At 67.1% G+C, this 24,619-nt stretch carries 20 protein-coding genes, 1 tRNA gene and 1 other RNA gene; 8 read left to right on the top strand and 14 right to left on the bottom strand.

The features are described 5' to 3' along the window. Positions 1–149: 149 nt before the first annotated feature. Positions 150–1,133, top strand: coding sequence for an adenosine deaminase (locus ACIA8C_RS16875; protein ID WP_397135445.1), 984 nt, complete (start codon positions 150–152; stop codon positions 1,131–1,133). 286 nt (positions 1,134–1,419) lie between these two features. After that, positions 1,420–2,253, top strand: coding sequence for an EamA family transporter (locus ACIA8C_RS16870; RefSeq protein WP_397135443.1), 834 nt, complete (start codon positions 1,420–1,422; stop codon positions 2,251–2,253). A 266-nt stretch (positions 2,254–2,519) separates the two neighbouring features. Here ACIA8C_RS16870 and ACIA8C_RS16865 read toward each other — a convergent pair whose 3' ends face one another. The 5 genes from ACIA8C_RS16865 to ACIA8C_RS16845 form a co-directional block, all read right to left on the bottom strand. Then, a complete protein-coding gene (locus ACIA8C_RS16865) occupies positions 2,520–3,200 on the bottom strand; it encodes a hypothetical protein (protein ID WP_397135441.1) in 681 nt (226 codons plus the stop codon). Between the two features lie 2 nt (positions 3,201–3,202). After that, positions 3,203–4,423 carry a hypothetical protein gene (locus ACIA8C_RS16860; protein WP_397135439.1) on the bottom strand — a complete coding sequence of 407 codons (1,221 nt, stop codon included), beginning with the start codon at positions 4,421–4,423 and terminating at the stop codon, positions 3,203–3,205. Positions 4,424–4,657: 234 nt separating this feature from the next. After that, the gene (locus ACIA8C_RS16855; protein WP_397135437.1) at positions 4,658–5,212 is read right to left on the bottom strand and encodes a hypothetical protein; all 555 of its coding nucleotides are present in this window, start codon (positions 5,210–5,212) and stop codon (positions 4,658–4,660) included. Further along, positions 5,209–5,457 (bottom strand): hypothetical protein, encoded by a 249-nt coding sequence (locus tag ACIA8C_RS16850; RefSeq protein WP_397135435.1) that lies wholly within the window; start codon positions 5,455–5,457, stop codon positions 5,209–5,211. Before ACIA8C_RS16850 ends, ACIA8C_RS16855 begins: the two co-directional genes overlap by 4 nt. Before the next feature lie 135 nt (positions 5,458–5,592). Continuing rightward, positions 5,593–5,677 (bottom strand) — tRNA-Ser (locus ACIA8C_RS16845). A gap of 139 nt (positions 5,678–5,816) precedes the next feature. Here ACIA8C_RS16845 and ffs point away from each other — a divergent pair. Then, an RNA gene (gene ffs, locus ACIA8C_RS16840) (signal recognition particle sRNA small type) lies at positions 5,817–5,911 on the top strand. A 185-nt stretch (positions 5,912–6,096) separates the two neighbouring features. Beyond that, on the top strand, positions 6,097–7,386 hold the full coding sequence (locus tag ACIA8C_RS16835) for an aminotransferase class I/II-fold pyridoxal phosphate-dependent enzyme (RefSeq protein WP_397135433.1): 1,290 nt from the start codon (positions 6,097–6,099) through the stop codon (positions 7,384–7,386). 52 nt (positions 7,387–7,438) lie between these two features. Here ACIA8C_RS16835 and ACIA8C_RS16830 read toward each other — a convergent pair whose 3' ends face one another. Then, positions 7,439–8,245 (bottom strand): methyltransferase domain-containing protein, encoded by an 807-nt coding sequence (locus ACIA8C_RS16830; protein WP_397135431.1) that lies wholly within the window; start codon positions 8,243–8,245, stop codon positions 7,439–7,441. A 316-nt stretch (positions 8,246–8,561) separates the two neighbouring features. Between ACIA8C_RS16830 and ACIA8C_RS16825 the strand changes: the two genes are divergently transcribed. Further along, entirely contained in the window at positions 8,562–9,137 is a 576-nt protein-coding gene (locus ACIA8C_RS16825; protein ID WP_397135429.1) for an HhH-GPD-type base excision DNA repair protein, read from the top strand. Between the two features lie 380 nt (positions 9,138–9,517). Here the strand turns inward: ACIA8C_RS16825 and ACIA8C_RS16820 are convergent, their stop codons facing one another. Next, the gene (locus ACIA8C_RS16820) at positions 9,518–10,435 is read right to left on the bottom strand and encodes a neutral zinc metallopeptidase (protein WP_397135427.1); all 918 of its coding nucleotides are present in this window, start codon (positions 10,433–10,435) and stop codon (positions 9,518–9,520) included. Positions 10,436–10,781: 346 nt separating this feature from the next. On the opposite strand from ACIA8C_RS16820, the gene ACIA8C_RS16815 reads away from it, so the two are divergent. Further along, the gene (locus ACIA8C_RS16815; RefSeq protein WP_397135425.1) at positions 10,782–12,413 is read left to right on the top strand and encodes a DUF2207 family protein; all 1,632 of its coding nucleotides are present in this window, start codon (positions 10,782–10,784) and stop codon (positions 12,411–12,413) included. A 159-nt stretch (positions 12,414–12,572) separates the two neighbouring features. Here the strand turns inward: ACIA8C_RS16815 and ACIA8C_RS16810 are convergent, their stop codons facing one another. Further along, positions 12,573–12,812: a MerR family DNA-binding protein gene (locus ACIA8C_RS16810; protein WP_397135423.1), complete on the bottom strand. Its 240-nt coding sequence runs from the start codon at positions 12,810–12,812 to the stop codon at positions 12,573–12,575. Between ACIA8C_RS16810 and ACIA8C_RS16805 the strand changes: the two genes are divergently transcribed. After that, positions 12,811–13,011 carry a hypothetical protein gene (locus ACIA8C_RS16805; protein ID WP_397135421.1) on the top strand — a complete coding sequence of 67 codons (201 nt, stop codon included), beginning with the start codon at positions 12,811–12,813 and terminating at the stop codon, positions 13,009–13,011. The two genes, ACIA8C_RS16810 and ACIA8C_RS16805, sit on opposite strands and share 2 nt — an antisense overlap. Before the next feature lie 156 nt (positions 13,012–13,167). Here the strand turns inward: ACIA8C_RS16805 and ACIA8C_RS16800 are convergent, their stop codons facing one another. The 6 genes from ACIA8C_RS16800 to ACIA8C_RS16775 form a co-directional block, all read right to left on the bottom strand. Continuing rightward, positions 13,168–14,457, bottom strand: coding sequence for an ROK family protein (locus tag ACIA8C_RS16800; protein WP_397135419.1), 1,290 nt, complete (start codon positions 14,455–14,457; stop codon positions 13,168–13,170). A gap of 449 nt (positions 14,458–14,906) precedes the next feature. Further along, positions 14,907–15,608: a hypothetical protein gene (locus tag ACIA8C_RS16795; protein WP_397135417.1), complete on the bottom strand. Its 702-nt coding sequence runs from the start codon at positions 15,606–15,608 to the stop codon at positions 14,907–14,909. Positions 15,609–15,724: 116 nt separating this feature from the next. Next, a complete protein-coding gene (locus ACIA8C_RS16790) occupies positions 15,725–16,354 on the bottom strand; it encodes a TetR/AcrR family transcriptional regulator (RefSeq protein ID WP_397135415.1) in 630 nt (209 codons plus the stop codon). Positions 16,355–16,398: 44 nt separating this feature from the next. After that, a complete protein-coding gene (locus ACIA8C_RS16785; protein ID WP_397135413.1) occupies positions 16,399–18,681 on the bottom strand; it encodes an MMPL family transporter in 2,283 nt (760 codons plus the stop codon). Between the two features lie 86 nt (positions 18,682–18,767). After that, positions 18,768–20,069 carry an ammonium transporter gene (locus tag ACIA8C_RS16780; protein WP_397135411.1) on the bottom strand — a complete coding sequence of 434 codons (1,302 nt, stop codon included), beginning with the start codon at positions 20,067–20,069 and terminating at the stop codon, positions 18,768–18,770. A gap of 171 nt (positions 20,070–20,240) precedes the next feature. Continuing rightward, positions 20,241–21,065 carry a hypothetical protein gene (locus ACIA8C_RS16775; protein ID WP_397135409.1) on the bottom strand — a complete coding sequence of 275 codons (825 nt, stop codon included), beginning with the start codon at positions 21,063–21,065 and terminating at the stop codon, positions 20,241–20,243. A 467-nt stretch (positions 21,066–21,532) separates the two neighbouring features. Here ACIA8C_RS16775 and ACIA8C_RS16770 point away from each other — a divergent pair, with 467 nt between their 5' ends. Beyond that, positions 21,533–24,421 (top strand): DNA polymerase III subunit gamma and tau, encoded by a 2,889-nt coding sequence (locus ACIA8C_RS16770; protein ID WP_397135407.1) that lies wholly within the window; start codon positions 21,533–21,535, stop codon positions 24,419–24,421. Positions 24,422–24,619 lie beyond the last annotated feature (198 nt).

The following is a 24,619-nucleotide window of genomic DNA, read 5'->3' as shown; positions in this document are numbered from 1 at the left end:
TGGAGCGGATAGTTGATCTGATCCTGTAGTCGCACCAGCTTCGAAGGTCGGCACGGCCTCCCCTCGGTGCTGGGTAGCAACTGGGCCTCGGGTGCTCGGGTGATCCGCGCGGTGCGTCGCCGTCACGGAGCGCGGCTAGGATCCCCGGGGTGTCCGTACCGAAAGCCGAATTGCATCTGCACATCGAGGGAACGCTGGAACCCGAGCTCGCCTTCGCGCTGGCCGCACGCAACGGCGCCGAGCTGCCGTTCGCCTCGGTGGACGAGTTGCATCACGCCTACCGGTTCGAGGATCTGCAGTCGTTCCTCGACCTGTACTACCGGCTGACGGATGTGCTCCGGGTCGAGCAGGACTTCACCGACCTGGCCGAGGCGTATCTGGTCCGGGCCAGCGCGGCAGGCGTCCGGCACGCCGAGATCTTCTTCGACCCGCAGGCGCACACCGCGCGTGGAGTGCCCTTCGCGACCGTCATCGACGGCCTGTGGGCGGCGCTGCGCGACAGCGAACAGCGGTACGGCATCTCGACCACACTCATCCTCTGCTTCTTACGCGATCTGTCGGCCGAAGCCGCCCTCGACACCCTGCGGGAGGCCGAGCCGTATCTGGATCGGATCGTCGCGGTCGGACTCGACTCGGCCGAGGTCGGCCATCCGCCCGCCAAGTTCGCCGCCGTCTATCAGCGGGCCCGCGAGCTGGGGCTGCGGGCGGTGGCGCACGCCGGCGAGGAGGGGCCCGCGGCGTATGTGGCCGAGGCGCTGGATGTGCTCCGCGTCGAGCGCATCGACCACGGCATCCGGGTGCTCGATGACCCCGCGCTGGTTCAGCGCCTGGTGCGGGAGCGGATCCCGCTGACCGTCTGCCCGTTCTCCAACGTGCGGCTGCGCGTGATCGACAAGCTCACCGACCACCCGCTGCGGCAGATGCTCGAACTCGGCCTGGTCGCCACCGTGAACTCCGACGACCCCGCGTATTTCGGTGGCTACGTGCAGGACAACTTCGACGGCATCCGGGACGCCTTGAACCTGACCGCCGATCACCTGCGCACCCTGGCCCGCAACTCCTTCGAGGCTTCTTTCATCGATGAGCAGACCCGCGCCCGCTACCTCCGCGAGGTCGATGCCTACCGGTTCTGAGCTATCCGGGGCCTGATGATCGGTGCCACAACGACATTCGGCGTCGTCAGGTGCTTCTTGTTCAGGAGTGAGTCGATAGCCATCGCCTCGCATGACAAGCGGGTACCGTCGGCTACGTAGTGTCTAGGGTTCCGTCGCTGCCCTTCGGGTCGGCGGGTCTGGTCCGAGCGACACCACCGGTGGCCACCGAGTGCCGCCGGACATCTCAAGGGACAAAAGCCTGGAGGACCCCGAGTTTCCGCGTGCGCGGGAATTGGAAAGGGTCCCCGTGAGTCTCGTCCTCGCGATGCTTTTGATTGCCGCGATCGCGCATGCCAGTTGGAATCTCGCCGCCAAGCGGGTGGGAAATGGTGGCGCGCTGATCGTTTGGGTCTGCCAGACCGTGTCGGCCGCCGTTGTCGCACCGATCGCGGTGGCCGTTGCCATCGGCACCGAGTGCTATCCGCGCTGGTCCTGGCTGCTGGTAGCGGTGCCAGGCTCGATCCTGCACGGGGTGTATTTCGTTGTGCTGCAACGAGGTTACGCGGCCGGAGATATGTCGGTCGTCTATCCGGTGGCGCGCGGCAGCGGTCCGCTGCTAACGGTGTGCGCCGCTGTCGTCCTGCTGGGTGAGCGACCGGGAGCGCCCGCGCTGCTCGGGGTCGCGGCCGTTGCCTGCGGTGTCGTCGTGATCGCGTTCAGTACCGCTGCGGAGCGCCGATCCACCAGGGTGAGTGTGGGATACGGTTTCGCCACCGGAGTAACCGTCGCGGCTTTCACCCTGTGGGACGCCTACGTCATGAGCACGAGACCGCTACCCGCCCTGCTCTATTTCAGCACCCGCACACTGACTTTCAGCCTGCTGCTCCTGCCTTACGTGATCCCCCGCCGCACACAGCTGTGGTGCGCGCATCGCCGCCAGCTATGCACCGTCGGCGCGGTAGCCCCCATCACCTCGGTGCTGGTGCTCTACGCGATGTCGCTGGCACCCCTGAGCGTGGTCGCCCCGATCCGCGAACTCTCCATAGTGATCGGCGGCGTCCTCGCCTGGCGCACCCTCGGCGAGGCAAACCCAATCCGCCGCCTCACCGGCACCTGCATCGTCCTCGCGGGAATAGTGACGATCGCACTGGCGGGGTGAGCGTGGTGGCAGCGGCTCCACCCTCATCGCCGCCCACCAGCACGGGTCAGCCGCGCGCCTGGTCGAGCTGGATCCGCGCTACGCCGATGCCATCTGTCGCCGGTTCCAGGAGCACACACGCACGGTCCCGCACCGAAACGACGGCGAGGCCGTAGATTTCACGGCCTCGCACGGTTGATGTTCGTCGTCTGTTGGTCAGAATTCGGCCACTTGGGCGAGCTGCTCGGGTTCTCGATGTGGGTTGAGGCGCCCGTCAGTGCGGGCGGCTATCTGGTTGGGGTGGTCGACGGAGGGCTTGTGGTCGGAGTCTTCTGCGGTGTCGGGGTGCCGGTCACGTCCGAGGGAAGGCTTGCGGGGTCCGGCAGTTTCGGCCGTGTGTTCTCGTCCGCGAATGGTTTCTGATGGGCGATGGCGTCGCGCATGCGTTTGACGGCATCCGGTTCGGCCTCACGGTTTGCCCGGTTCGGGCCGGTCAGTTCAGTAGCACCGAGCCCGTTGGCGATGGTGAGCCATTTCTTTTCGGCGTAGTACCTGGCGATGAACAGGTAGGACTTCCCAGCGGAGATCAGCGGCATACCGTCGACGACGATGAGGTCGTGGTTGCGTGCGATGCCGCCGATCTGGTTAACCACTACTTTGGTAGGCAGGTCACCTTTGAGTTCCGTGACGACCGACACCTGGAACTGGGTCTCGGGCGTGCCGGACGCCGGGGCCTCGGTGTGCAGGTACTTCTCTACGGTTCCGACGAAGATGGCGTCGGCCCAGCCGGCGACTGCTTTGGGATCGCCCGGATCGAATGCTGCATCGCTGGTGACCTGGACAACTTTCGGCGCCGGTGGTTCCGGTGACGGCTGCGGCCCTACACAGCCTGCCACGACAGCTGTGGCGAGCGCGGCGACGGCGAGGTGAACGACTCGCGCGGCGGCAGATTTGATGGTTGCGTGCATGATCAGGACGCTCCCCACATCGTTCGATAGGAACTGTTATCGATGTCTCCGAAGTCGAGTTTCGGTGTGACACTGGCGAACATAATGTTGTTCTCGCAGCTGTGACGCAGCCCTAGCGCATGACCCATCTCGTGCAGGACGGTGTTCTTGTTCAGGTCGGGGCCGTATGTGTCCATATAGTGCGAGTTGAGCCTGATGTCGGCGTTCTTGGTGTACAGCCCGACGTAGGAGACATCGGCACGATTTTCGTCGAACACATGGATGATGGGTTGCCGGTCACCGACCGACACCACTTTCACGCGCCCCTTGGAGTTCCACGACTGGATTGCGTTGTCGACTTCGCTCTTGTATTTGGACTGATTGAAGATGGTCAGCACAGGTGTCGGGTTCGTGGAGACCGATGAGAAGTTTTTGTCGTAGAGCGGCAGCGCGAAATTCCAGGTGATGACCCCCTTCTCGAATGATTGGCACTTGCCTTCGTACCCGGTCGGGGTGTTGCTGGTATTCCCGCCGTCGACTTCGTCGGTGGTTGGGTATCCGTATTGTCCGTTCTCCCACCCGGCTTTCACCCATTGGTCGCGGATCGCCCCCCAAACCGCATGGGCACCGGTGCCCGGTGAGTAGTAGATCTCGCCGCCTTCCATGTGCTGACCGGCGCCGTTGTTGCGGGTGCCGAACTCGTCGCTGGTAGGGAAGCCGAGCCGACCGTTCTCCCAGCCGTAGTTACCCCATTTGTCGAAAATCGAGCCCCAGATGTTGTGTGCCCCGGTGTTACCCGACCAGTAGATCGCCCCGCCCTCGAAGTTGTTGAACCGCCCGGGCTTCCCGGCTGCCACCTCCCTGCTAGTCGGATACTTCAACGTCCCGTTCTCCCAGCCGAGTTGGCCCCACTTGTCTCGAATGCTACCGCCGATCTGGTGGGCGTGGCCGTCGGTGACCAAGGGGTGCCAGTAGATGGAGCTGTTCTTCTCGAAGGCTTGCCAGCGGCCTCCTCGTGCGGCGTCGGATTCCGGGTTGGTCGCATTGCCGAAGAAGTCGAATCCTCCGGTCTCGTCGTATTCGACCTTGATCGAGCCACCGATAGGGTATGGCGGATCGGCTGGCCGTGCTGACGCGCCAGCGGCATCGAGAGTGAGTGTGGTGATCGTCGCGAGGATGGCGGCGGCCCGGACTATTCGGGTTCGTCGTCGACCGTGCCTCTGGTGCTGCTGACTGAATGTCATGATCCCCTCCAGGTCGCCATTCGTTAGACATATTCGACGCTCGATCTATCGAAATGCCCTCTGGCTCAACGAAACCGCCCGAAGTGTGACAGCTTGGTGGGCGGTCGCTCGTATCGTGGCACATCTTCCAAAGAGAATGAATTCCCCAGTTGAACTGGGCGGTCGCCATTGCGCGCGTGATCGTCTTTGGTGGCAACACCATGAACGCGCTGCCGGTACGTGAAGTCAAGCGCATCACGAATCGAAAGATATTGCGGCACAACCTATTAACCTGAAACGGACGAAACCCGGCTTTCGACGTCGGTATCGGCCAGCGCGACCGCTTCGGCCAATCGCGTGCCCGACCAGGCCAGCTGGTCGGTGAACACCCGCCAATCCCGGCACGGCATCCGCTCCATGATCGCCGCGTATTGCGCCCGCCCGGCGGGCAGGTTGAGCGTGCGGGTGTCGCCACCGCTCGGGTAGCGCGGCCAGCAGGGCGGCGAACTCCCCGGGTTCGAGGTGATTCATCTCCGCGCGCACCACGCGCGGCAGTTCGGTCTGCTCACACGGGTTCGACGGGATCACACCCCGGCAGGCCAGCTTCTCGAGGATCCTGAACAGCACACCGTGTTTGTTCGCAATGGTTTTCGCGGCATTGCCGACGTTCTCGGCGAGGTGGTTGATCCACCGGCCGATCACCGTCTCGCAAAATACGGACACCGGGGAGAGGGCTCCGAAGAACGGTTCGATGTCGTTGATCAGCACGCGTCGATATCGATTGCGGGTGCCCGGCTCGACGCCGGTCATGGCATCGATGATCTCGGTGAAGGCGTCGTGGATATTCGGCACCGCCGCGCGTCGTCCGCCTTCTCGGCTTCCGTGTAGATGAAGTTCAGGGCCTCGGCCGGACCGTAGAGGTTGAGGACCGACTGCCAGCGCTCGGCCTCGTCGAGAGTGTCGAAGCGTTCGGAGCACTGACGTTTGTTGTGCCGGAACAGAACTTGGAAATATGAGGGGCCGCGCTTGGTCGTGCGTTCGCGGATGCTGGGCATCGGGACACCTTCGTTTGCACCTACAGGAATGTGTCGGTGCGCCGAATCGAGCCTCAGATGCACGGTCGTGTTGACCGCATGTTGACCGCAACCCGGGGGCTATCCGAAAATAGCCCCCGACCTGCGTCTTCTCTGCGGAGGATAGGGGATTTGAACCCCTGAGGGCGTTAACCCAACCCGCGTTCCAGGCGAGCGCCATAGGCCACTAGGCGAATCCTCCGTGGAGCAGCATACCGGGTGGGGGAGGCTTGACGCCAAACGGGTCCGTTCGGAGCGGGAAAGTCCCAGTTCGGCCCGGTTTCTACCCCGTTTCGGATACCCGGAGGAGGGGGATGGGCGGGGGAGCGGCTACACTGGCCGACGGATCCCGCGCGGCGCGCATCCTGTGAACTCCCCCAGGGCCGGAAGGCAGCAAGGGTCAATGGGCTCTGCCGGGTGCGCGGGGTCCCCTTATCTTTTTGGGGGGCTCGCACGGGCTGAAGCCCGGCTGTCGAATAACGCCTCCAAATCCGAGCAGCGCACGGGTAACGTGAACTACGGTCCGTCGACGCACGATGCGCTCGGCGGGCGGAATGTCCGGCCGCCGCACATCGGTCTGGCCACAACCCACGTCCCCGCTGTTTCGAAAGGCTGCCCAGGATGCCCCGGCAATCGCAGATCGGTTTGATGAGCCACGAGGAACTCGTGTCCGAGCACGAGACTCAGCACGCGAACTATGCGACGCTCAAGACCGAGAAGCTCACCCTGGACCTGACGCGAGGAAAACCCTCGCCGGAACAACTCGACCTGTCGCTTGACCTGCTTTCGCTGCCCGGCGACGGTGACTACCGGGACGGCACCGGCACCGACTGCCGCAATTACGGTGGCCAGCACGGACTTCCGGAGTTGCGCGCGATCTTCGGTGAGCTGCTCGGTATCCCGGTGGACAACCTGCTCGCGGGCAACAACGCCAGCCTCGAGCTGATGCACGACGTGCTCGCCTTCGCGATGCTGTACGGCACCAACGACTCTCAGCGTCGCTGGGCCGCCGAGGACAAGCTGAAGTTCCTGTGTCCCACCCCCGGCTACGACCGGCATTTCTCGATCACCGAGGTGCTCGGCTTCGAGATGATCCCGGTCCCGATGCACCACGACGGCCCCGACGTACACGCCATCGCCGAGCTGGTCGCGAACGATCCGCAGATCAAGGGCATGTGGGTGGTGCCGAACTACTCCAACCCGTCCGGCGTCACCTTCTCCGAAGAGGTTGTCCGGGAACTGGTTTCGATGCCCGCCGCGGCACCGGACTTCCGGCTGATCTGGGACAACGCCTACGCCGTCCACCCGCTGACCGACACCGCGGCGCCCGTCTACGACGTGCTCGGCCTGGCCGCCGCTGCCGGAAACCCGAACCGCCCCATCGTGTTCGCCTCCACCTCGAAGATCACCTTCGCCGGTTCGGGCGTCAGCTTCCTCGGTGGTTCCACCGCGAACCTGAACTGGTACCTCGGACACGCGGGCAAGCGGAGCATCGGCCCGGACAAGATCAACCAGCTGCGTCATCTGCGGTTCTTCAAGGACGCCGACGGCGTGCGCGCGCACATGCAGAAGCATCGCGCCATCTTGGCGCCGAAATTCGCCGCGGTACTGCGGATTCTGGAGGACCGGCTCGGCGCGTCGAAGGTCGCGTCGTGGACCGAGCCCAAGGGCGGCTACTTCGTCAGCCTGGATGTCATGGAGGGCACCGCGGGGCGGGTGATCGCCCTCGCCAAGGACGCCGGCATCGCGCTCACGGCCGCCGGTTCCGCGTTCCCGCTGCGGAATGACCCGGACGACAAGAACATTCGGATCGCGCCGAGCTTCCCGAAGCTGCCCGAGTTGGAGAAGGCGATGGATGGCCTGGCCACCTGCGTGCTGCTCGCGGCCACCGAGAAGCTGCTCGACAAGTAAACGACAACAGCGGGCGCGTACCGAGGTACGCGCCCGCTGCGGGAGTCCGCGGTCAGTTCGGTTTGTGCGCGAGCACCGCGAACATCGTCACCGAGAGGTGGATGTCGCCGCTGGCCGCGCCCGCCTCGAGGTCCTCGACCAGCCGGGCGCGCTGCTCCTCGGTGATCACGCCGCGCGCCACCGCCATCGCCGAAATACGGGTGACCAGCGAGCCGACGCCGACGGTGCGGTCCTGCACCAGCGCGTGCGAGCCGATGTCGTCGATCACCAAGCCCGCCTTGGTCAGTTGCCCGGGCAGCCTGCGGCCGGAGAAGGGGTTGGTGGTTGCGGAGATCAACGTGTCGACCACCTCACGGACCACCTGACGCTCGCCGGGATGCACGATCGCCGTGCCCCAGTCGCTGTCCACCACCACGACGCGGCCGCCGGGACGCAGCACGCGCGCGATCTCGTTGGCGGCGCGGGCGGGCGCGGTCAGATGTTGAAACACCCGCTCGCACAACGCGGCATCGAAACTGCCCGCGCCGAACGGCAGGCCGTAGGCGTCGCCGGAATGGAACTTGGCCGGCGAACCGGTCTGCGCGGCACGGCGTTCGGCGGAGGCGAGCAGGTTCGGGTCCGGCTCGACGCCCACCGCCGCTCCGCCGGGTCCGACCACGTCCGCGAAGGCCATCACCTCGGTGCCGGTGCCGGAGCCGATATCGAGCGCCTGTTCGCCGGGACGCAGCGCGAGCGCGTCGTGCGCCCAGTCCCGCAACCTGCGGATACCGGGCAGGGTGGCTTGTAAGTCGCGAACGTCGACGAGTTGATCCTGGCCTGCTCGATCGAACCGATCGGGGCGCAAAGTGTAGGTGTCCATGGGCCCGTTTCCATCCCTAGCCGTGGCAACCTCGTGGGGTGCCGATGTAGGTACTGCCGTCTGCTGAGGCATGCGCTGGAGCCTACGCGGGGGCCCCTAGCGACGCACGGTAGGGATGTGAGGTCCGTCACGGGGGTGGTTCGCGACTGCATGGCGCCCACGCGAGGGTCTGTGGCGCCGACCCGTCTCTTCACCTCTCCGGATGGGGCGCGACGATGCGGCGCGACCGCGATGACCAGGACGCCTTCACACGGTCTTGACAAATGAGATGATCGAATCCGTCCGAGCATGGTTGTCACGGTGGGAAGGAATGGCGATGAGCCGCAAGCTTTGCCTGGCGCAAGACGTCGAGGCGGACGAGCTATTGACCGAGGACCACTTCGCCACCCTGCTCGGCATGTTGCTCGACCAGCAGTATCCGATGGAGCATGCCTTCCGCGGACCGAAGAAGATCGCCGACCGGATGGGCGGCTTCGACATCCACCGCATCGCCGAGGCCGACCCGCAGGAATTCGAAGACCTTTGCGCCACCCCACCGGCCATCCACCGCTACGGCCGCTCGATGGCGCGCCGCGCGCAGGAACTCGCCCGCTACATCATCGAGAACTACGACGGGAAAACCGAGAACCTGTGGAAGAACGACAAGCCGGACGGCGCCGAGGTCTTGCGTCGCCTGCGGGCGCTGCCCGGTTTCGGCGAACAGAAGGCCAAGATCTTCCTGTCGCTGCTCGGTAAACAACGTGGGGTCCAACCGGTGGGTTGGCGCGAAGCGGCGGGCGCCTACGGCGACGAAGGATCCCGCCGCTCCGTCGCCGACGTCACCGACGCCGAATCTTTGGCCCAGGTAAGGGAATTCAAGAAGCAGGCGAAGGCGGCAGCCAAGACGAAATGACCGCCCTTCGGTGTGGCGGGGCGCGCCAGCAGTGGGATGAGGTGCTGATCCGGAGTTTGGCGCAGCGGTTCGGGTATGACCTTGCCAAGACGGTGGTGTTCGGTGCGGAGACCGACGACGTCATCGGCCGGTTGGTGACGGTGGCACGGCGGCTCGGCACGGATGCGGTAATCGTGCCGAGCACAGCGCATTTCGCGGGCGATGTGCCCGACGAACTGGTGCAGGTGTGCGATGTCATCACCGTGGCGCCGGAGTACACCTATGCCCGTCGGCCGAGTGCGCCCTTTGTCGGCGGTGTGGAAGACCGCGACCGGCGTGAACTTCGCGGAATTGGTTGGTTCTGCACACATTCGACGATTGATGTGCAGAGCGGCGCAGCGCTAACTCACGGCCGATGCCGAGGCTGTGAACGTATTGCATTGGGCGGCACGATTTTTGTCCAGACCCGATTCGAACCACTGGCCGCCGTTTTCGGAGGTGCCGTGGTCGCGCATGTCGCCCGCTTGGTCGCCGCGACCGTAAGCGTCCTTACGGGCGAGGGTGAGCTGGGAATTGGTCAGCGAGCCGCCGCCGGAGGAGGAGTTGAGGTACATGCCGTCGAAGCAGTTGGCCTGCAACTCGACTCGGCGGGACAGCTCGAGGCCGCGGGTGCTGCGCGGGCCGGCGTCGGCGCGATCGCTGTTGGCTTTGCGCAGGATGCCGGACATGGCTTGCACATGGTGGCCGTACTCGTGCGCGAACACTGACAGGTAGACGACCCAGTTGTTTTTGAAGAAGTCGGTCTGCAGCTGGCTGATCGGCATATAGATGGTTTTGTTCGCCGGGCAGTAGAAGGCGGCGAAGTTGCTGGTGGAGCCGGTGCACGGGGTGGTGATGCCGGTGGTGGTGGCGCTTACGTTGAGTGCCGGCGCGGTGAACGGCAGGTTTGCCTTCTGCAGCACCGGTTTCCAAGCCGCCTCCAGGCAGCCCGCGGCGCTGTCGAAGAACTTGCGCGCGGCGTCGACCTGGGTGCCCCACGGTGAGTAGTCGCACCGGGACGGGATGAGCGTCGCGCTCGGGTCGGCCAGCAGCGGGTTGGCGCCGGTCTCGGCGGGGCCCGTCGCGCCGTCGGGGGCGAAGGTGAGGCTCGGTGCCGGACCGGATGCGTCGTTGTCGTGCTTGCCCGTCGATATCGCGTTGCGTACCAAGCCGCCCGCGACCAGGAAGACCACCACGACCAAGACGGCGATCCAGGCACCGCCGCCACCGGACCTGCGGCGGGGTGAGTGCGGCGGGCGGCCGGGCGGGCCATAGGGCATCGGCGGTGGCGCGCGATGTCCGGGCGGTGGACCGTAGCTCGGCTGTGCATGGCCAGGCGGCGGACCATATCCCGGGCGCGGACCGTAACCGGGCTGCTGACCATAACCGGGCGGTGGTCCGTAGCCGGGCGGCTGTCCATACCCCGGGGGCGGACCGTAGCCAGGCGGCGGCCCATAGCCGGGCCCAGCAGGCTGACCGTACCCAGGCGGGGGCGGAACTGGTCGCCCACCAGGCGGAACCGGTCCGTATCCGTACGGTGGTTGTGTCACGCCCCCGTACCCCCTCGTCTCAATGATCACCGACAGCCGATGACGCAGAATAGCAAGCTGTCTAAAGTAGGCAGCCATGCTGACTTTTCGGTGGGGCGCCGTAGGCGCGCTGCTGCTCGCCACCGTGGGATTGCTCGCGACCGCCCCGATCGCCCACACCCAGCCCGCCCCGAGCGGTGTCACCATCATCGCTGATCTGAAGCTCAGCCGCGAGGGCGTGCTCGAGGTGGTCGAGCAGGTCGATGTGCCTGCGGACGGCTCGTTCCGGATGTCGCTGCCGTTGCGGCTGAAGGTGAGTGACGACGTCGAACGCTATTTCAAGGTCACCGACGTCGACACCAAGGGCGCGGGCACCGCGACGGTGGCGAACGATCAATTCACCATCGAGGCGAAGGCCGGTGAGTCGACGTTCACCTATTCGGTGCACAACCTGGTCAATGACGCACCGGGCAGCCAGGTGTTCAACTGGCTCGGGGTGATGGGCAGCGATATCGCGTCGATCAGTGCCACCTTGATCAGCCCGAGCTTCGAAATGGGCATCGTCGACTGCAAACTCGGCCCGCCCGGCAACACCAGGCCGTGCGCCGACGTGAAGACCGAGGTCGACGGCGTGCTCCATCTGGAGCAGACCGATCTGAAAAAGGGTGACGCCATCGATCTCACCCTGCAACTGCCGCCTGGCAGTGTGCCGAGCAACGCCGACGTGCGCGACACCGGCGCTTCCGGGCCGTTCGCGATCACCACGCCGGTGCTCATCGCGTTCGGTGTGCTGCTGCTCGCGCTGGCTGGACTGGCCGCGTTCGTGCTGCGTGCGCGCCGCCAAAATGCCGCTGCCGGAACCGGTTCGGAGACGTTCGACCCGCTGGTGCGCGACGGTGAGCGAGTGCAGTTCACCTCTCCGGACGGGGTGCTGCCCGGCGAGGCGGGCCTGCTGCTCGACGAGCACGTCGATCCGGTCGATATCGCGGCCACGGTGGTGGATCTCGCGGTGCGCCGGTACATCTGGGTGACGCCACTCGGGGAGACCGACTGGCGGATCACCCGGGTGAACGCGCTCGACGACCAGTTGCGTGACTACGAGAAGGCCGTGTATCAAGCGCTGCTACCCGACGGCACCGACGCCGTCACCATCACCGAACTACGCGCCCCAGGACGGGTGCAGTCCGGGCCGGTGCGCACCGCCCTGGTCGCCGACGCGGTCACCCGCGGCACCTTCCTCGATCGCCGCCGCCCAGGGCTGGCGATGTGGCTGGGCGGCGCGCTGATCGTCGCCGGTGTCGCCGCGACCATCGCGCTCGCCCTCACCTCCGGCCACGCGCTGGTCGGTGTCGCGATCGCGCTCGCCGGTATCGCCACCGTGCTGCTGCCGAAGTACCTGCCCGTCCGGACCACGCACGGCCTCGCCTTGACCGGTCAGCTCCGCGCACTCCAACGCGGACTGGAATCGACGCGGCGCGAACAGGTTCCGCCGATCGACCAGGAGACTGTGTTCTCCCGCGCCCTCCCGTTCATGGTGATCGGCGGCCGCGCCGACAACTGGATCCGCGCCTTCCGTGACCTGAACCCCTCCGCCGACTCCCAACCAGGCCTCTACTGGTTCGGCGGCTTCGACCGCGACCGCAACCTCCACCGCTTCGCAGCCCACTTCCCCTTCTTCATCACGGCACTCGAAGCCCTCTTCGCCGCCGCTGGCGACCCCCACCGCTGACCCGCCCAACCAACCCACCCAAAACGCGTGCTCGCCTGACTTGACGCACGGTGCTTGCACTTGACGCAGGCTGCAACCTACGTCAAGAGCGTGCACCGTGCGTCAAGTCGTTCGGCTGCGTGTGGTGCTCGGAAGCGGCTGCATAAGGGGTGTGCGGCGTTATTGCGTGGCGGTGTTGGTGATAGTGCGGCGGAGGAGGGTGCGGGCGGTGGCCAATTCGGCTGCGCGGCGGTCTAATTCGGATAGGCGGTCCTGTAGTGCGGGTAGGACGTGGGGGCAGGGGCGGAGGGTGCCGTTGTTGGTGGTGCAGGGGAGTAGCTGGGCGATTACGCGGGTGGGGAGGCCGACGGCGAGTAGGGCGCGGATCTGGGTGACGCGTTGTTCGGCGGCCCCCAGCATGTACCTCGAACTTTCCACCGCCAGCATCGTTTTCGCGGTCCGGCTGGCCATCGCGGAGATCCCGGAGCGCACCCTCTTCGGCTCGGACGCGCCCTACGGTGACCCCGTGATCGCCCGCGTCACCGTCGAACGTGCCACCCGGTCGGCCCACGTACGTGAACTGGTCCTCGGCGGCACCGCCCAGCAGCTACTGAGTTGACGCCGGGACCTCCGATCAGTCCGGCCGCCGCATGCCCCATTCCGGCGTACGCGTGAGTCGAGTGGCCACGAAGTGACGCCGACGCCACTCGATTCCGCGTACGCCGGAATGGCTAAGTCAGTGCAGTTCCGGCAAGCGACGGCAGCCGCCCAGCGATCAGTCGCTCAGCGCGGTCCGGCGAACAGCGGCGAGGGGGTCGGCGTAGAGCACGCTCAGCGACGTGACCACTGCCGCGAATTCCTGGACCTTGCCGCCGAATCCGCTGATCCGGATGTCGGTGGGCGGAAGCGTAGAACCCTGGTTGAACGCGCGCGCCACGTGTGCGACGGCAGGTCGGTAGCCGGTGAAGGCCTGTCCGCCGAGGATCACGCGATCGGGGTTGAGCATGTCGCGCACCATGGCAACGGTGTTGCCGAGGATGGTCGCCCGCTCGGCGAGTAGTTCACGGGCCGGTGCCGAACCGGATTCGGCCGCGCGATACAGGTCGACGATGGTCGAGCCCGCGGTTCCGTTGTGCGCCGGGATGATTCCGCGCCCGACCGCCCGCGAGTGCAGCGAACGGTCGCCGACGGTCGCCTCGAGGCAACCGCGCCTGCCGCAGGTGCATTCGACGTCGGAGCCGGTCGGCAGGTGCGCGATCGACCCGGGCCCATTGCTCGGGGTATGCACGCGACCATCCAAAGTCACTGCGACACCGGCGGTTTCGCGAACGTAGAAGTACAGGCTGCTGCCGCGTTCCGGACCGGCCACGCGACCGTTGGCGGCATCGCGCGATTCGATGGTTGGCAGCAACAACTCCGAGGCCGCCATCGCCTCGACGTGTGGCGCCACCGAAACGGGCAGCTCGAGCACCTCGCCGAGCACGGCACCGATCTGCGCACCCTGCCATTCCAGCTTGGGATGATCGACAACGCCGGTGAGCGGATCGACCCGGCCGCCGATGGCGACGCCTGCCCAGAGCGGCTTGCGCCGATGCCACCGCTGCAGGAACGCCTTGGCGCTGCGCGCGACGGTGGTGGTGGCGAATTCCTGGCCGGTCTGCGGGGTCGCGATGGCCAAACCGCCGAGGATGCGGCCGCGCAGGTCGGCCGCCACGATCTTGGTGACGGCGGCGCCGATGTGGATGCCGAGGGTCAGGTACGCCTCGTGGTCGATCTCGAAGGGCACCCGCGGTCGTCCGACCGCGCCCGACGCCGTCAGGTCGGGCCGTTCGCGCAGCAACCCGGCGGCAAGCAACGCGGACACCTGGCGGTTGACCGTGGCGATGCTCAAACCCGTTGATCGCGCGGCATTGTCGCGCGATACGGGACCACCGGTGGCGGAGCGCAGGACCGCGGCCGCCGGGTTGTCGGCGATGCGCAGTTCCGGGGCGACCACGGGACGCTGGACGCGGATGCGGCCGCCGGCGACCCTGCTGGCGGATCGTTCTAGGGTGGGGAGGGACATGGTGAAGATTCCTTGCCGAGGTCCCGCGGCTGGCGGGATATGCCTACATGGGCGACTAGGCAGCAAATAAGCCGGAAAAGCGGCTCAGCTGCAGCAAGGGCGACAACACAGTTCGCGCGTCAGCGGCAACCGCAAACCGAGCGCGGCGGTCACATAGGTGACCCGCGGCGCGGTCGATCGGCTGGCAGACATGTAAATGAAGCTAACACCGGGTACCGCGACTCACCAAGCGCCAATGCACCGCTGTGTTCTCGCACACATCGTTTCCCTAGGTCACGGCTCGCGCCGTAGCCGCTACCGTCGGCCTCCGCGGCGCCGGAAACGTCCGACGCGGGAGCTCATCGGCACCGCCCCAGCTCGATCGGGCGAAGCAGGCATGTGCCTACGAAAAATCCCGCCCAGCGAGCGGATGCTGGGCGGGATCTTGTCGCGGCAGTGGCGACCGCGTTCTATTTCGCCGGGGCGAATGGCTGGTTGATCGTGGTGAAGTATTGAATTGCCGCGCCGATCGCGACCGGAGCGGTGACGAAGATCTGACCGGCGACGGTGCCGAGTGCGCCGACGGCGATGATGCCGCCGAGGCAGCCGATCGCGGCGGCGGGGATGAACGGGCCGAAGAGTCCGATGATGGTGGCCGAGGCAGCGGTGGCGCCGAGGATGCCGCCGAGCACGCAACCCACGGCCGCGCCGCCGAGACCGCCGACGAGCGTGCCGATCGTCGCGCCCGCGCTGATCGTGCTGGTCAGTCGGCTCCAGGCCGCCTGCTCACGGTCGTACTCGGACTTCCACGGTGCCTTGTCCTCGAAGGGCAGGGCGACCGGCTGGTAAATGGCGTGCTGCGTGTCGATCTGCGGGGTCAGCGTCGCGGTGCGCTCGGAGATCTGCGCGGCGATCGGGAATTCGAAGTCGTCGATCCGCAGCTTCAGCGGCGTCGCCGCGATGACGGTGCCGTCCGCGGCCTTGATCTTGAAGGCATTGTCCTCGACCACCAGCGAGCCGGAATCCGTCGAGATGATCGATGACGTGTCGGTGGCGCGCGCGGTGTAGTTCACCGGGCCCTCGGTGGTCGGTGCGGCGACGGAAGTGCCGGCGGCCACTCCGGTCGCCATGGTCACCAGCGCCGCGACCACGGCAAGCTTGCTCATCCTCATGTACTGCGATCCCTCATCTAGACGGCGGCTGTCGAGGCAAAGCATCAAGGAGAAAGCCCAGGAGAACGAGGGAAAAACGCAGGCAGATTCCAATGGGCGACAGCACATCCGGTGGGTCAGAGGGTGCGGCGCAACTCGTCGAGCCACACCGCGGCCTCGTCCGGCGCCGCGTCGCTACCGATCATGTCCACCACCACGTGCCCGATACACGCGGCGCGCAACACCCGATTCGCCGCCGCCTCGGTGTCGCCCCACGGGATGAACGGTTTGGCGATCAACAGGGACGCGATACCGTGCGCGGCCGCCCACAGGTCGAGCACGACCGGCATCGGATCGCCCTGGGTGAACACCCCCGCATCCATACATTCCTGAACCGTGCGCGAAAACCGCAGGAACGCCCCACTGCCGAGCACCTGATCCACCGCGCCACCGGACGTGGTCGGAGTTGTCGCCAGCCGATACTGCTCGGGGTGCTCCCTGGCGAACCGGACATAGGCCAGTCCTTGGTCGCACAGCCGCGTGATCGGCGAGACCGACAGATCGGTCTCGGCCGCGATCGCGGCATCGAGGTCCTCGAAGACCTGCGCCACCACGGCCTCGATGAGCTCGTCCTTGTCCACGAAATGCCGGTAGATCGAGGGCGCGCTGACACCGACCCGCTTGCTGATCTCGCGGATCGATACCGCGTCGGCATGGCCGGTCCTGGCCAGCAATTCCCTTGCCGCATCAAGAATTTCGGTGCGCAACTGAGCGCCGGTGCCGCGCGCCGACCGCGACCTGCCCGCTCGGATCATTCGCGCCCGGCCAGCACGCGCTCGGTCGGGTCGGGATCGGCGTGCTCGCGCAACCCGATTCGGGCATGCAGCCGAGCCAGCGGCGCGGGCGCCCACCAGTTCCAGGTGCCCATCAGCTTCATCAGGGCTGGCGCGAGCATGGTACGGATGAGGGTGGCGTCGGCCAGCACGGTCAGGGTGAGGCCAAGCCCCATCAACTGGATGAACGACACCTTCGAGGTGATCATCGCGCCCATCACGATGGCCATCAGAACGGCTGCGGCGGTGAAGATTCGGCCGGTCCTTGCGACGCCGACGGCAACGGCGTGCACGTTGTCCTCGGCGGTGCGCACGATGACGCCGTCGACGACGTGACCGGAGGCCAGCCATTCCTCGCGGATGCGGGAGAGCAGGAACACCTCGTAGTCCATCGACATGCCGAACGCGAGGCAGAACATCAGGATCGGCATGGTCGGCGTCATGTAGCCGACCGGGGTAAAGCCGAGCAGTCCGGACAGATGCCCGTCCTGGAAGATCCAGACCATCGCGCCGAACGCGGCGGTGAGCGAAAGCGTGTTGAGCACGATGGCTTTCAGCGGCAGTATCAGGCTGCCGGTGAACAGGAACAGGACAACGAAGGTGGCGAGCGCGATGAGCGCGACGGCCAGCGGCAGCCGCTTGCCGAGCGAGCCGAGGGCATCGGCATTGACCGCCGCGCCGCCGCCGAACAGTGCGGGCCCTGGCGCGGGCACGGCGCGTAGTTCGCGCAATTGGGCCTCGCCCGCCGGGGAGAATGGGTCGACGCGGGTCGGGATATTGATGTATTCGCCTGTGCCGTTTGCCATTCCGGCCGGCCCGTTGGCTACTCGACCGCCCTTGATGAAGACCCCGGCGCTGGACAGCACCGCCGAAACACCGTCCGCCTTGGACAATCCCTTGGCGTAGTCACCGATCGGTCCTGGCCCACCTTGATATCCGTCCAGTACGACGGTGGTGTTGTTGCCCGCGTTGGCCGCCGGGAATTCGGCCCGCAGCACATCGCCGACCTGGCGGGTGGCGGCGGTGGTTGGCAGGACCCGGTCGTCGGGATAGCCGAATTTCACTGACAGGAACGGCGATCCGAGCGCGAGGAACAGCACGACGAGCAGCAACGCGACCGGGATGGAATGTCCGGTCACCCAGGTCACCATCCGGTACCACCTGCTCTGCTCCGGCACCAGCGGCCGCATCGGATCCGGTGTGGCGCGACCGAACAAGCGGCGCAACGGAACCCGGATGTCGAGTGAATTCACCCGGTGCCCGAGCAGCACCAGCGCGGCGGGCAGGATCAGAATCGCCGCCGCGGCCGCCGCGACGACCACCGCGACACCGGCGTAGGCGAACGACCGCAGGAAGTAGATGTCGAAGATGCTCAGCACGGCCAGCGAAAGCGCAACGGTCAGTGCGGAATACAGCACGGTGCGGCCCGCGGTCTGCACGGCGCGAATGGTCGCGGCCACCGGCTCGAGACCGTTCGCCAGCTCCTCCCGATACCGGCTGACGATGAACAGGCTGTAGTCGATCGCCAGCGCCAGCCCCAGCGCGGTGGTCATGTTCAGCGCGTAGATGGATACGTCGGTGATCAGCGTGCACAACCGCAGGATGGCCAGCGTGGTGAGGATGGCGAAGATGCCGACCGTCAGCGGCAGTGCGGCGGCGATCAGGCTGCCGAAGACCAGCACGAGCACGATCAGCGACACCGGGATCGCGACGCCTTCGGCGATGGCGAGGTCGTGCGTGATCTGCTTGTTCACATCGTGGAACACGGCAGCGGTACCGCTCTGCCGGACGGTGACGCCGTCGGTGGTTCCGGTGAGCTGCTCGGTGAGCTCGCCCGCCGCCTCCTGCGCCTGGGTGTCGTCGCCGGTCAGGTAGGCGAACACCAAGGCTTCCTTGCCGCTGGTGCTGCGCAGGGCGGAGGCCACCGCGGGCGGAGCCGTCCAGTAGGACTGCACGCCTTTGACGTCGCCGCGGGCGCGCAACGTGTCGGTCAGCTTGATGCCGACGGCGCGGGTGGCCGGCGCGTCGGCGCCCGCGTCCGAGCTGACCAGCAGCACGTAATTCGGTGCCGCCCCGTCGAAATTGTCCGCGAGCAACCGCGCGACCTGCGACGACTCGGCGTCGGGCGAGGTGAACCCGGCGGACTTCAGATGCGCTGCCGCCGTCGCGCCGAACACTCCGCAGAGGATCGCGAGCGCGGCCGTGGCGAGCAGAATTGCCCGTGGATATCGGGTGACGATCTGTGCGATCCGAATCAGCACGCGCGGCTCCCTCGCTCGGCGCAGTAGGTTAACGGCGTTAGCGTAACGCCGTTAACCCGGCGCGAACAGAGGGAGCCGTCGCGTGCTCAGTGATTCCGGTCACCCATCGGGCCCTGGCCGAAATGTCCCTCGCCGAACCGCCGCGGGGCATGACCGTGCACACCCTCCGCGTAGGCCGTCTCGGCGTGCAGCGCGAAGTCGATGCCCGCCGTCTCGTCTTCCTGGCTCACCCGGAAGCCGATGGTGCGATCGATGATCTTGCCGAGCACGAAGGTCACCACGAACGCGTACGCCGCGACGACGAGCACGCCGACCAGCTGCTTGCCGAGCTGGGCAAACCCGCCGCCGAAGAACAGACCCCGCACCCCGCCGGTCATCACCTGCGTGGCGAGCAGGCCGATCAGCACCGTGCCGACGATGCCGCCGACGAAGTGCACGCCGACCACGTCGAGCGAATCGTCATATCCCGCTTTGAATTTCCAGCCGACCGCGAACGAACACACCACGCCCGCGGTGAGCCCGACGATCAGCGCGCCGAGCGTGTTCACCGATCCGCAGGACGGCGTGATCGCGACCAGGCCGGCCACCACGCCGGACGCCGCACCGAAGGTGGTCGGCCTGCCGTCGCGGATCTGCTCGACCGCGAGCCAGCCGAGCATGCCGAGGCAGCCCGCCACCAGGGTGTTCAGAAAGACCGCCGCCGCAACACCATTCGCGGACAGCGCGGAGCCCGCGTTGAAGCCGAACCAGCCGAACCACAGCAGGCCCGCGCCGAGCAGCACGAAGGGCAGATTGTGCGGACGCATCGCGTCGGTCTTGAAACCGATGCGCGGGCCGAGCACCAGCGCGAGCGCGAGTGCCGAAGCGCCGGAAGCGATCTCGACGACGAGGCCACCCGCGTAGTCCAGCACGCCGAACGAGGCCAGCCAGCCGTCCGGACCCCACACCCAGTGCGCGATCGGCGCGTAGACCGCAAGCGCCCACACCGGCACGAAGATCATCCACGCCGCGAATTTCGCGCGGTCCGCGATCGCGCCGCTGACCAAGGCCGCGGTCAGGATCGCGAAGGTCAGCTGGAAGGTGGCGAACAGCAACTCCGGTACCGCGCCGTGCAGGGTGCCCGGATCGATATTCGCCATGGCGAGGTGGTCCAGGTTGCCGATCAGGCCGCCGCCCGCGTCGTCGCTGAAGGCCATGCTGTAGCCGAACAGCAGCCAGGCGACGGTCACCAGCGGGATCGCGATGAAGTTCATCATCAGCATGTTGAGCACGCCGGTCGAGCGCACCATCCCGCCGTAGAACAGCGCGAGCGCAGGCGTCATCAGCAGCACCAGGGCCGTGCTGACGAGCAACCAGGCGGTGGCCGCGGGATCCAGGGATGTGGACACGGAAAGCTCCTTCCACGCGAGATGCGGCCTCGCACGTGCGTGACTCGCAAGCGCTCTCTGCGTTGCAAGGAAATTACCGAATGCTCACCACCGGATTTGCGCTGGTCTAGGAGTTGCGCGCAAGTTCGGACATGGGATGTTTATCGAGGGACGTCGGGTGACCGGGACCGATCAGGCGCGGGACTTGCGGGCGATCGCGCGCTGACCCCGCTTGCCGGGAACGGGCAGTTCGTCCTGGATGGCGACCCATTCGGCGGTGGTCAGCCACAGTTGCTGGACGCGGGCGTCGGCGGTGTTGTGGAAGACCCGGCGGCCGCGATCGTCGCGCAACTCCTGGGCGACGGTGGACCAGCGGGGGGCGCGATCGTGCTCGGTCAGGTAGTCGCCGAGGTAGGCGGCGACCGCGGTGCCGATCGTGTTGACCGGGCGCAGCGAGACCCGGTTGCCGTACTGATCGGAGTGGAAGCGGCGTCCGGCGCAGAGCGATCCGGCGTTGGCGTTGGAGGCGATCCAGCCGGCCCGCTGGGCGCGCTCGATCAGCCAGAGGTGTTTCACCGCCGAGGGGGCGATGTCGCCGATGCGGGTCCGGATCAGCGACATGACCTGCTCGGAGGACAGCACGTCGCGGCGGGTCGGGCCGATGCCGTGCGCGGTCCAGTGGGCGTCGGCCAGGGTGGCGAGTGCGCGGCCGAAGTCGTCGATGCTGCGCTGGGCGCGGCGGCCGAGGCGTTCGATGCGTTCGGCCTCGCGGCGCATCTCGTTCTGCGTGGTGAGGGTGCGGATCGCGGCCATGGTCGGCACCTGGCCGCGTTCGAGCAGCTCGAGGATGGCGGCGGAGGTGGCGGGATCGGCCGCGGCGGCCACGGGGAGCGAGTCGCGTTTGATCGCGAAGTCCTGCGGGCTGATCGCGCGGCTGAGCAGGTCGACCGCGGAGCGATCGCCGGCGAAGTCGGTGCTGGAAAGCAACGCGGTGGCGATGTCATCAGGCGTCTGCACGGTGAGAAGTTCCTCCGATGGATGTGGAACTCGGTTGCGCTGGAACTTGGCGGTGCGGGAACTTTGGTTGTGCCCCGGTCGGGATGAGGGACCGGCCGGGGCAACCAACCTGATGAAGGTTTGGCTACCGAAGTTGCCGATTGCCACGGTAGCCAGCCGATTGCGTCGGTGTCACCCTCGTTGACGCTTTCGTTATCTCCACAAACCTGCGGCAAATCGGGGAATGAGTACATATTTTCCGGTCTACAAGCGGGAATTGGGCGGTAATTTCCCGCATGCGACCGGTGTCTCGTCAGCGTTAGCTCATGCGTTGCCGCTGTCAGTATCGGTCGGTGGGGGTTAAGAAGGGCTCCGGAATCTTGTGATTTGGATCACATCTCGGGTTGTTCGCTGTCCCCGTTTCGCCGCGCCGAGCCCGGCGCGCAGCGGGAATGTTCTTTGTCGGTGCGCGCCGGTAACCTCTGGCCGTGGCTCTGTACCGGAAGTACCGACCGGCAACGTTCGCTGAGGTAGTGGGTCAGGAGCACGTCACCGACCCGCTGAGCACCGCCCTGGACACCGGACGGATCAGTCATGCCTACCTGTTCTCCGGACCGCGGGGGTGTGGCAAGACCTCGTCGGCGCGCATCCTGGCCCGGTCGCTGAACTGCGCCGACGGTCCGACCTCGACCCCGTGTGGCGAGTGCCCGTCCTGCGTCGCGCTCGGCCCCGGCGGGCCGGGCAACCTGGACGTGATCGAACTCGACGCCGCGAGTCACGGCGGTGTCGACGACACCCGCGAGCTGCGCGACCGCGCCTTCTACGCGCCCGCCGAATCCCGCTACCGGGTGTTCATCGTCGACGAGGCGCACATGGTCACCACGGCGGGCTTCAACGCGCTGCTGAAGATCGTCGAGGAGCCGCCGGCCCACCTGATCTTCATCTTCGCCACCACCGAGCCGGACAAGGTGCTGCCGACCATCCGCTCGCGCACCCACCACTACCCGTTCCGGCTGCTGCCACCCGCCACCATGCGCGGTCTGCTCGGCAAGATCTGCGACCAGGAACAGGTCACCGTCGAAGAAGCGGTGTACCCCTTGGTGATTCGCGCGGGCGGTGGCTCGCCGCGCGACAGCCTCAGCGTGCTCGACCAGCTGCTGGCCGGTGCCGGTCCCGAGGGCGTCACCTATTCGCGGGCGGTGTCGCTGCTCGGCGTCACCGATGTCGCGCTGATCGATGACGCGGTCGGCGCGCTTGCCGAGAACGACGGCGCGGAACTGTTCGGCACCGTCGACCGGGTGATGGAGGCGGGCCACGATCCGCGCCGCTTCGCCGTCGACCTGCTCGAGCGGTTGCGCGACCTGATCCTGATGCGCGCGGTGCCCGACGCGATCCAGCGCGGCTTGGTCTCCGGGCCGGAGGATGTCCTCGATCGCATGAGTGAACAGGCCGGGCGACTCGGCCCGGCCACGTTGGCGCGCTACGCGGAGTTGCTGCACGAGGCGCTCGGCGAAATGCGCGGCGCGACGTCACCGCGTCTGCTGCTCGAGGTCGTCTGCGCCCGCATGCTGCTGCCGTCGGTGTCGGATGCCGAATCCGCGACCTTGCAGCGGTTGGAGCGGCTCGAGCGCGGGTTCGCCGGCGGGGCCGTCGCCGCCGCGCCCGCGGTATCGTCGAGCTCGGCGCCCGCTGCCGCGGCGCCAAGGATCGCGCCCGCGAGCGGATCGGGCGAGTCGACCCGCCGACGCGGCGCGGAGGCGCTGGCCGCCATTCGCCGCGAGACCGCGGGATCGGGCGGTGCCGCGCAAACAGCTGCCGAGGGCGCGGGAGCCGGACCGCGTGGCGAAACTTCCGCTGCTTCAGCGCCGACCGCGAGTGATGCAGGTGCCGCGCGGAGCAGCCACGACAGTGTCGGCGAGGTGGCAGGGGCTCGATCGGTTGATGGCCGGACCGAATCGGGTGCTTCGACCGCCGACGCGACCTCCGCGACCGTTGCAGGTGCTGCGCGGAGTGACCACGAGATGGGTGGCGAGGCGGAAGCGCGACCAGCTGGTAGTCCGGCCTCTCCCATGAGCGACGCAGGTGTCGCGCGAAGTGGCGACGAGGACACGGGAACTCGACCGGCTGACAGTTCGGTCGCGGCGGGTGTTGCGGCGACTGGTCATGAGCCGGCTCCTGGAGGCCCGAGTGCTTCGGCCGCGAGCGGTGCTTCGTCCGCTCGCGGTGACGAGGGGAGTGGCGCGGTCGGAGAAACTCGATCCGCTGGCGTTGACATCGGTGCGGATACCTCTGCTGCCGCGTCGGGCAACCCGGTCGATCAACCGAGCGCATCGACTCCGGTCGAGCACGAATCCGCTGGTGGTAGGCGGTCCGAGCCGGGACAGGTGGATGCCGCGCCGGAGCAAGTTCCGGCGAGTTCACGCGAGTCCGTTCCAGCCGCCGCGGCGACCGAAGGGCAAGCGGCGCAGGCGTTTTCCGCAGCTGAGCCGGTTGGTGGGGAGGTTGCTGAACAGGCACCCGTGCAGCCTGCCCCGCCCCAACCGGAGCCCGCGGCCGCTGTCCAGCCGCCCGCCGCCGCGCAGCCCGATCCAGTAGCCGAGCCTGAGCCGTCGGCCGCCCCCGCCGGGTCGAACGCCGACCTGCTGCGCGAGGTCGAGACCGCATGGGCGGATATCCGTACCAAAGTGCGTGAGTTCGGCGCCGCCGTGCAGGCGATGCTGGCCGGTGCCTCGGTGTCGCGCATCGAAGGCGACACGATCGTGTTCGCGCATCAGCACGCGCCGCTGGCCCAGAGACTCTCCGACCCGCGCAACCTGGACGCGGTGCGTGCCGCGGTCCGCGCGGTGCTCGGGCGCGAGCACGACGTGCGCTGGGAAGCGGGCGGTGCCGCGGCGCGACCTGCGGCGACGCAGCGGGCAGGTGCGGCGGCGAAGCCGCAACGCAGTGCCGCGCAACCCGCGGCGCGTGAATCCGGCAACGCGGCCGAGCGTGACTCGGATGCGCCTGCGCCACCGCGTTTCTCGCGGCCGAGCCAGGCCAAGAACGCCGCGGCGGATCAGGCGGCCGGCGCGCACAAGCCGCGCTCGTTCGGCGGCGACGACGACATTCCGCCGCCCGATTTCCCCGATCTACCGGACGATCCCGGCCCTTTTGATTCAGCGCCGCCCGAGTCGGCGCAGCCCCAGGTCGGCAAGGGAGTGGGCAACGGCGCTGGCCGCGCCGCGGACGGGGTGGTACCGGAGACCACGCCGGAGGACGAAGAGGAGATGATCCGGGCCGCGGCCGTCCCGGTGGCGCCGGAGGATCGGCGCGACCCCGACGAGGCTGCCCTCGAATTGCTGAAGAGTGAGCTCGGGGCCACACGGCTGAGTGGTTGACAAGCACCGTCGTCAGGACGTTAAGTTAACCGGAGTTCGCACACCACGGTAGTATGAACGGGTGGCCGTGAGCTCCGGTACGACGAGGTTCTATGGTAAGCCCAGGCGTATGGGCGATCGGAACCTGCGTCCGCCGTCGCATGCCGCGTTTTGTACAGCGTCAGGACGGTCGGTCGCAGACCGGTCGGCGAGGTTACC

Source organism: Nocardia sp. NPDC051321 (genome assembly GCF_044455225.1).
Classification (GTDB): domain Bacteria; phylum Actinomycetota; class Actinomycetes; order Mycobacteriales; family Mycobacteriaceae; genus Nocardia.
This window is presented reverse-complemented; position numbering and strand designations above follow the sequence as displayed.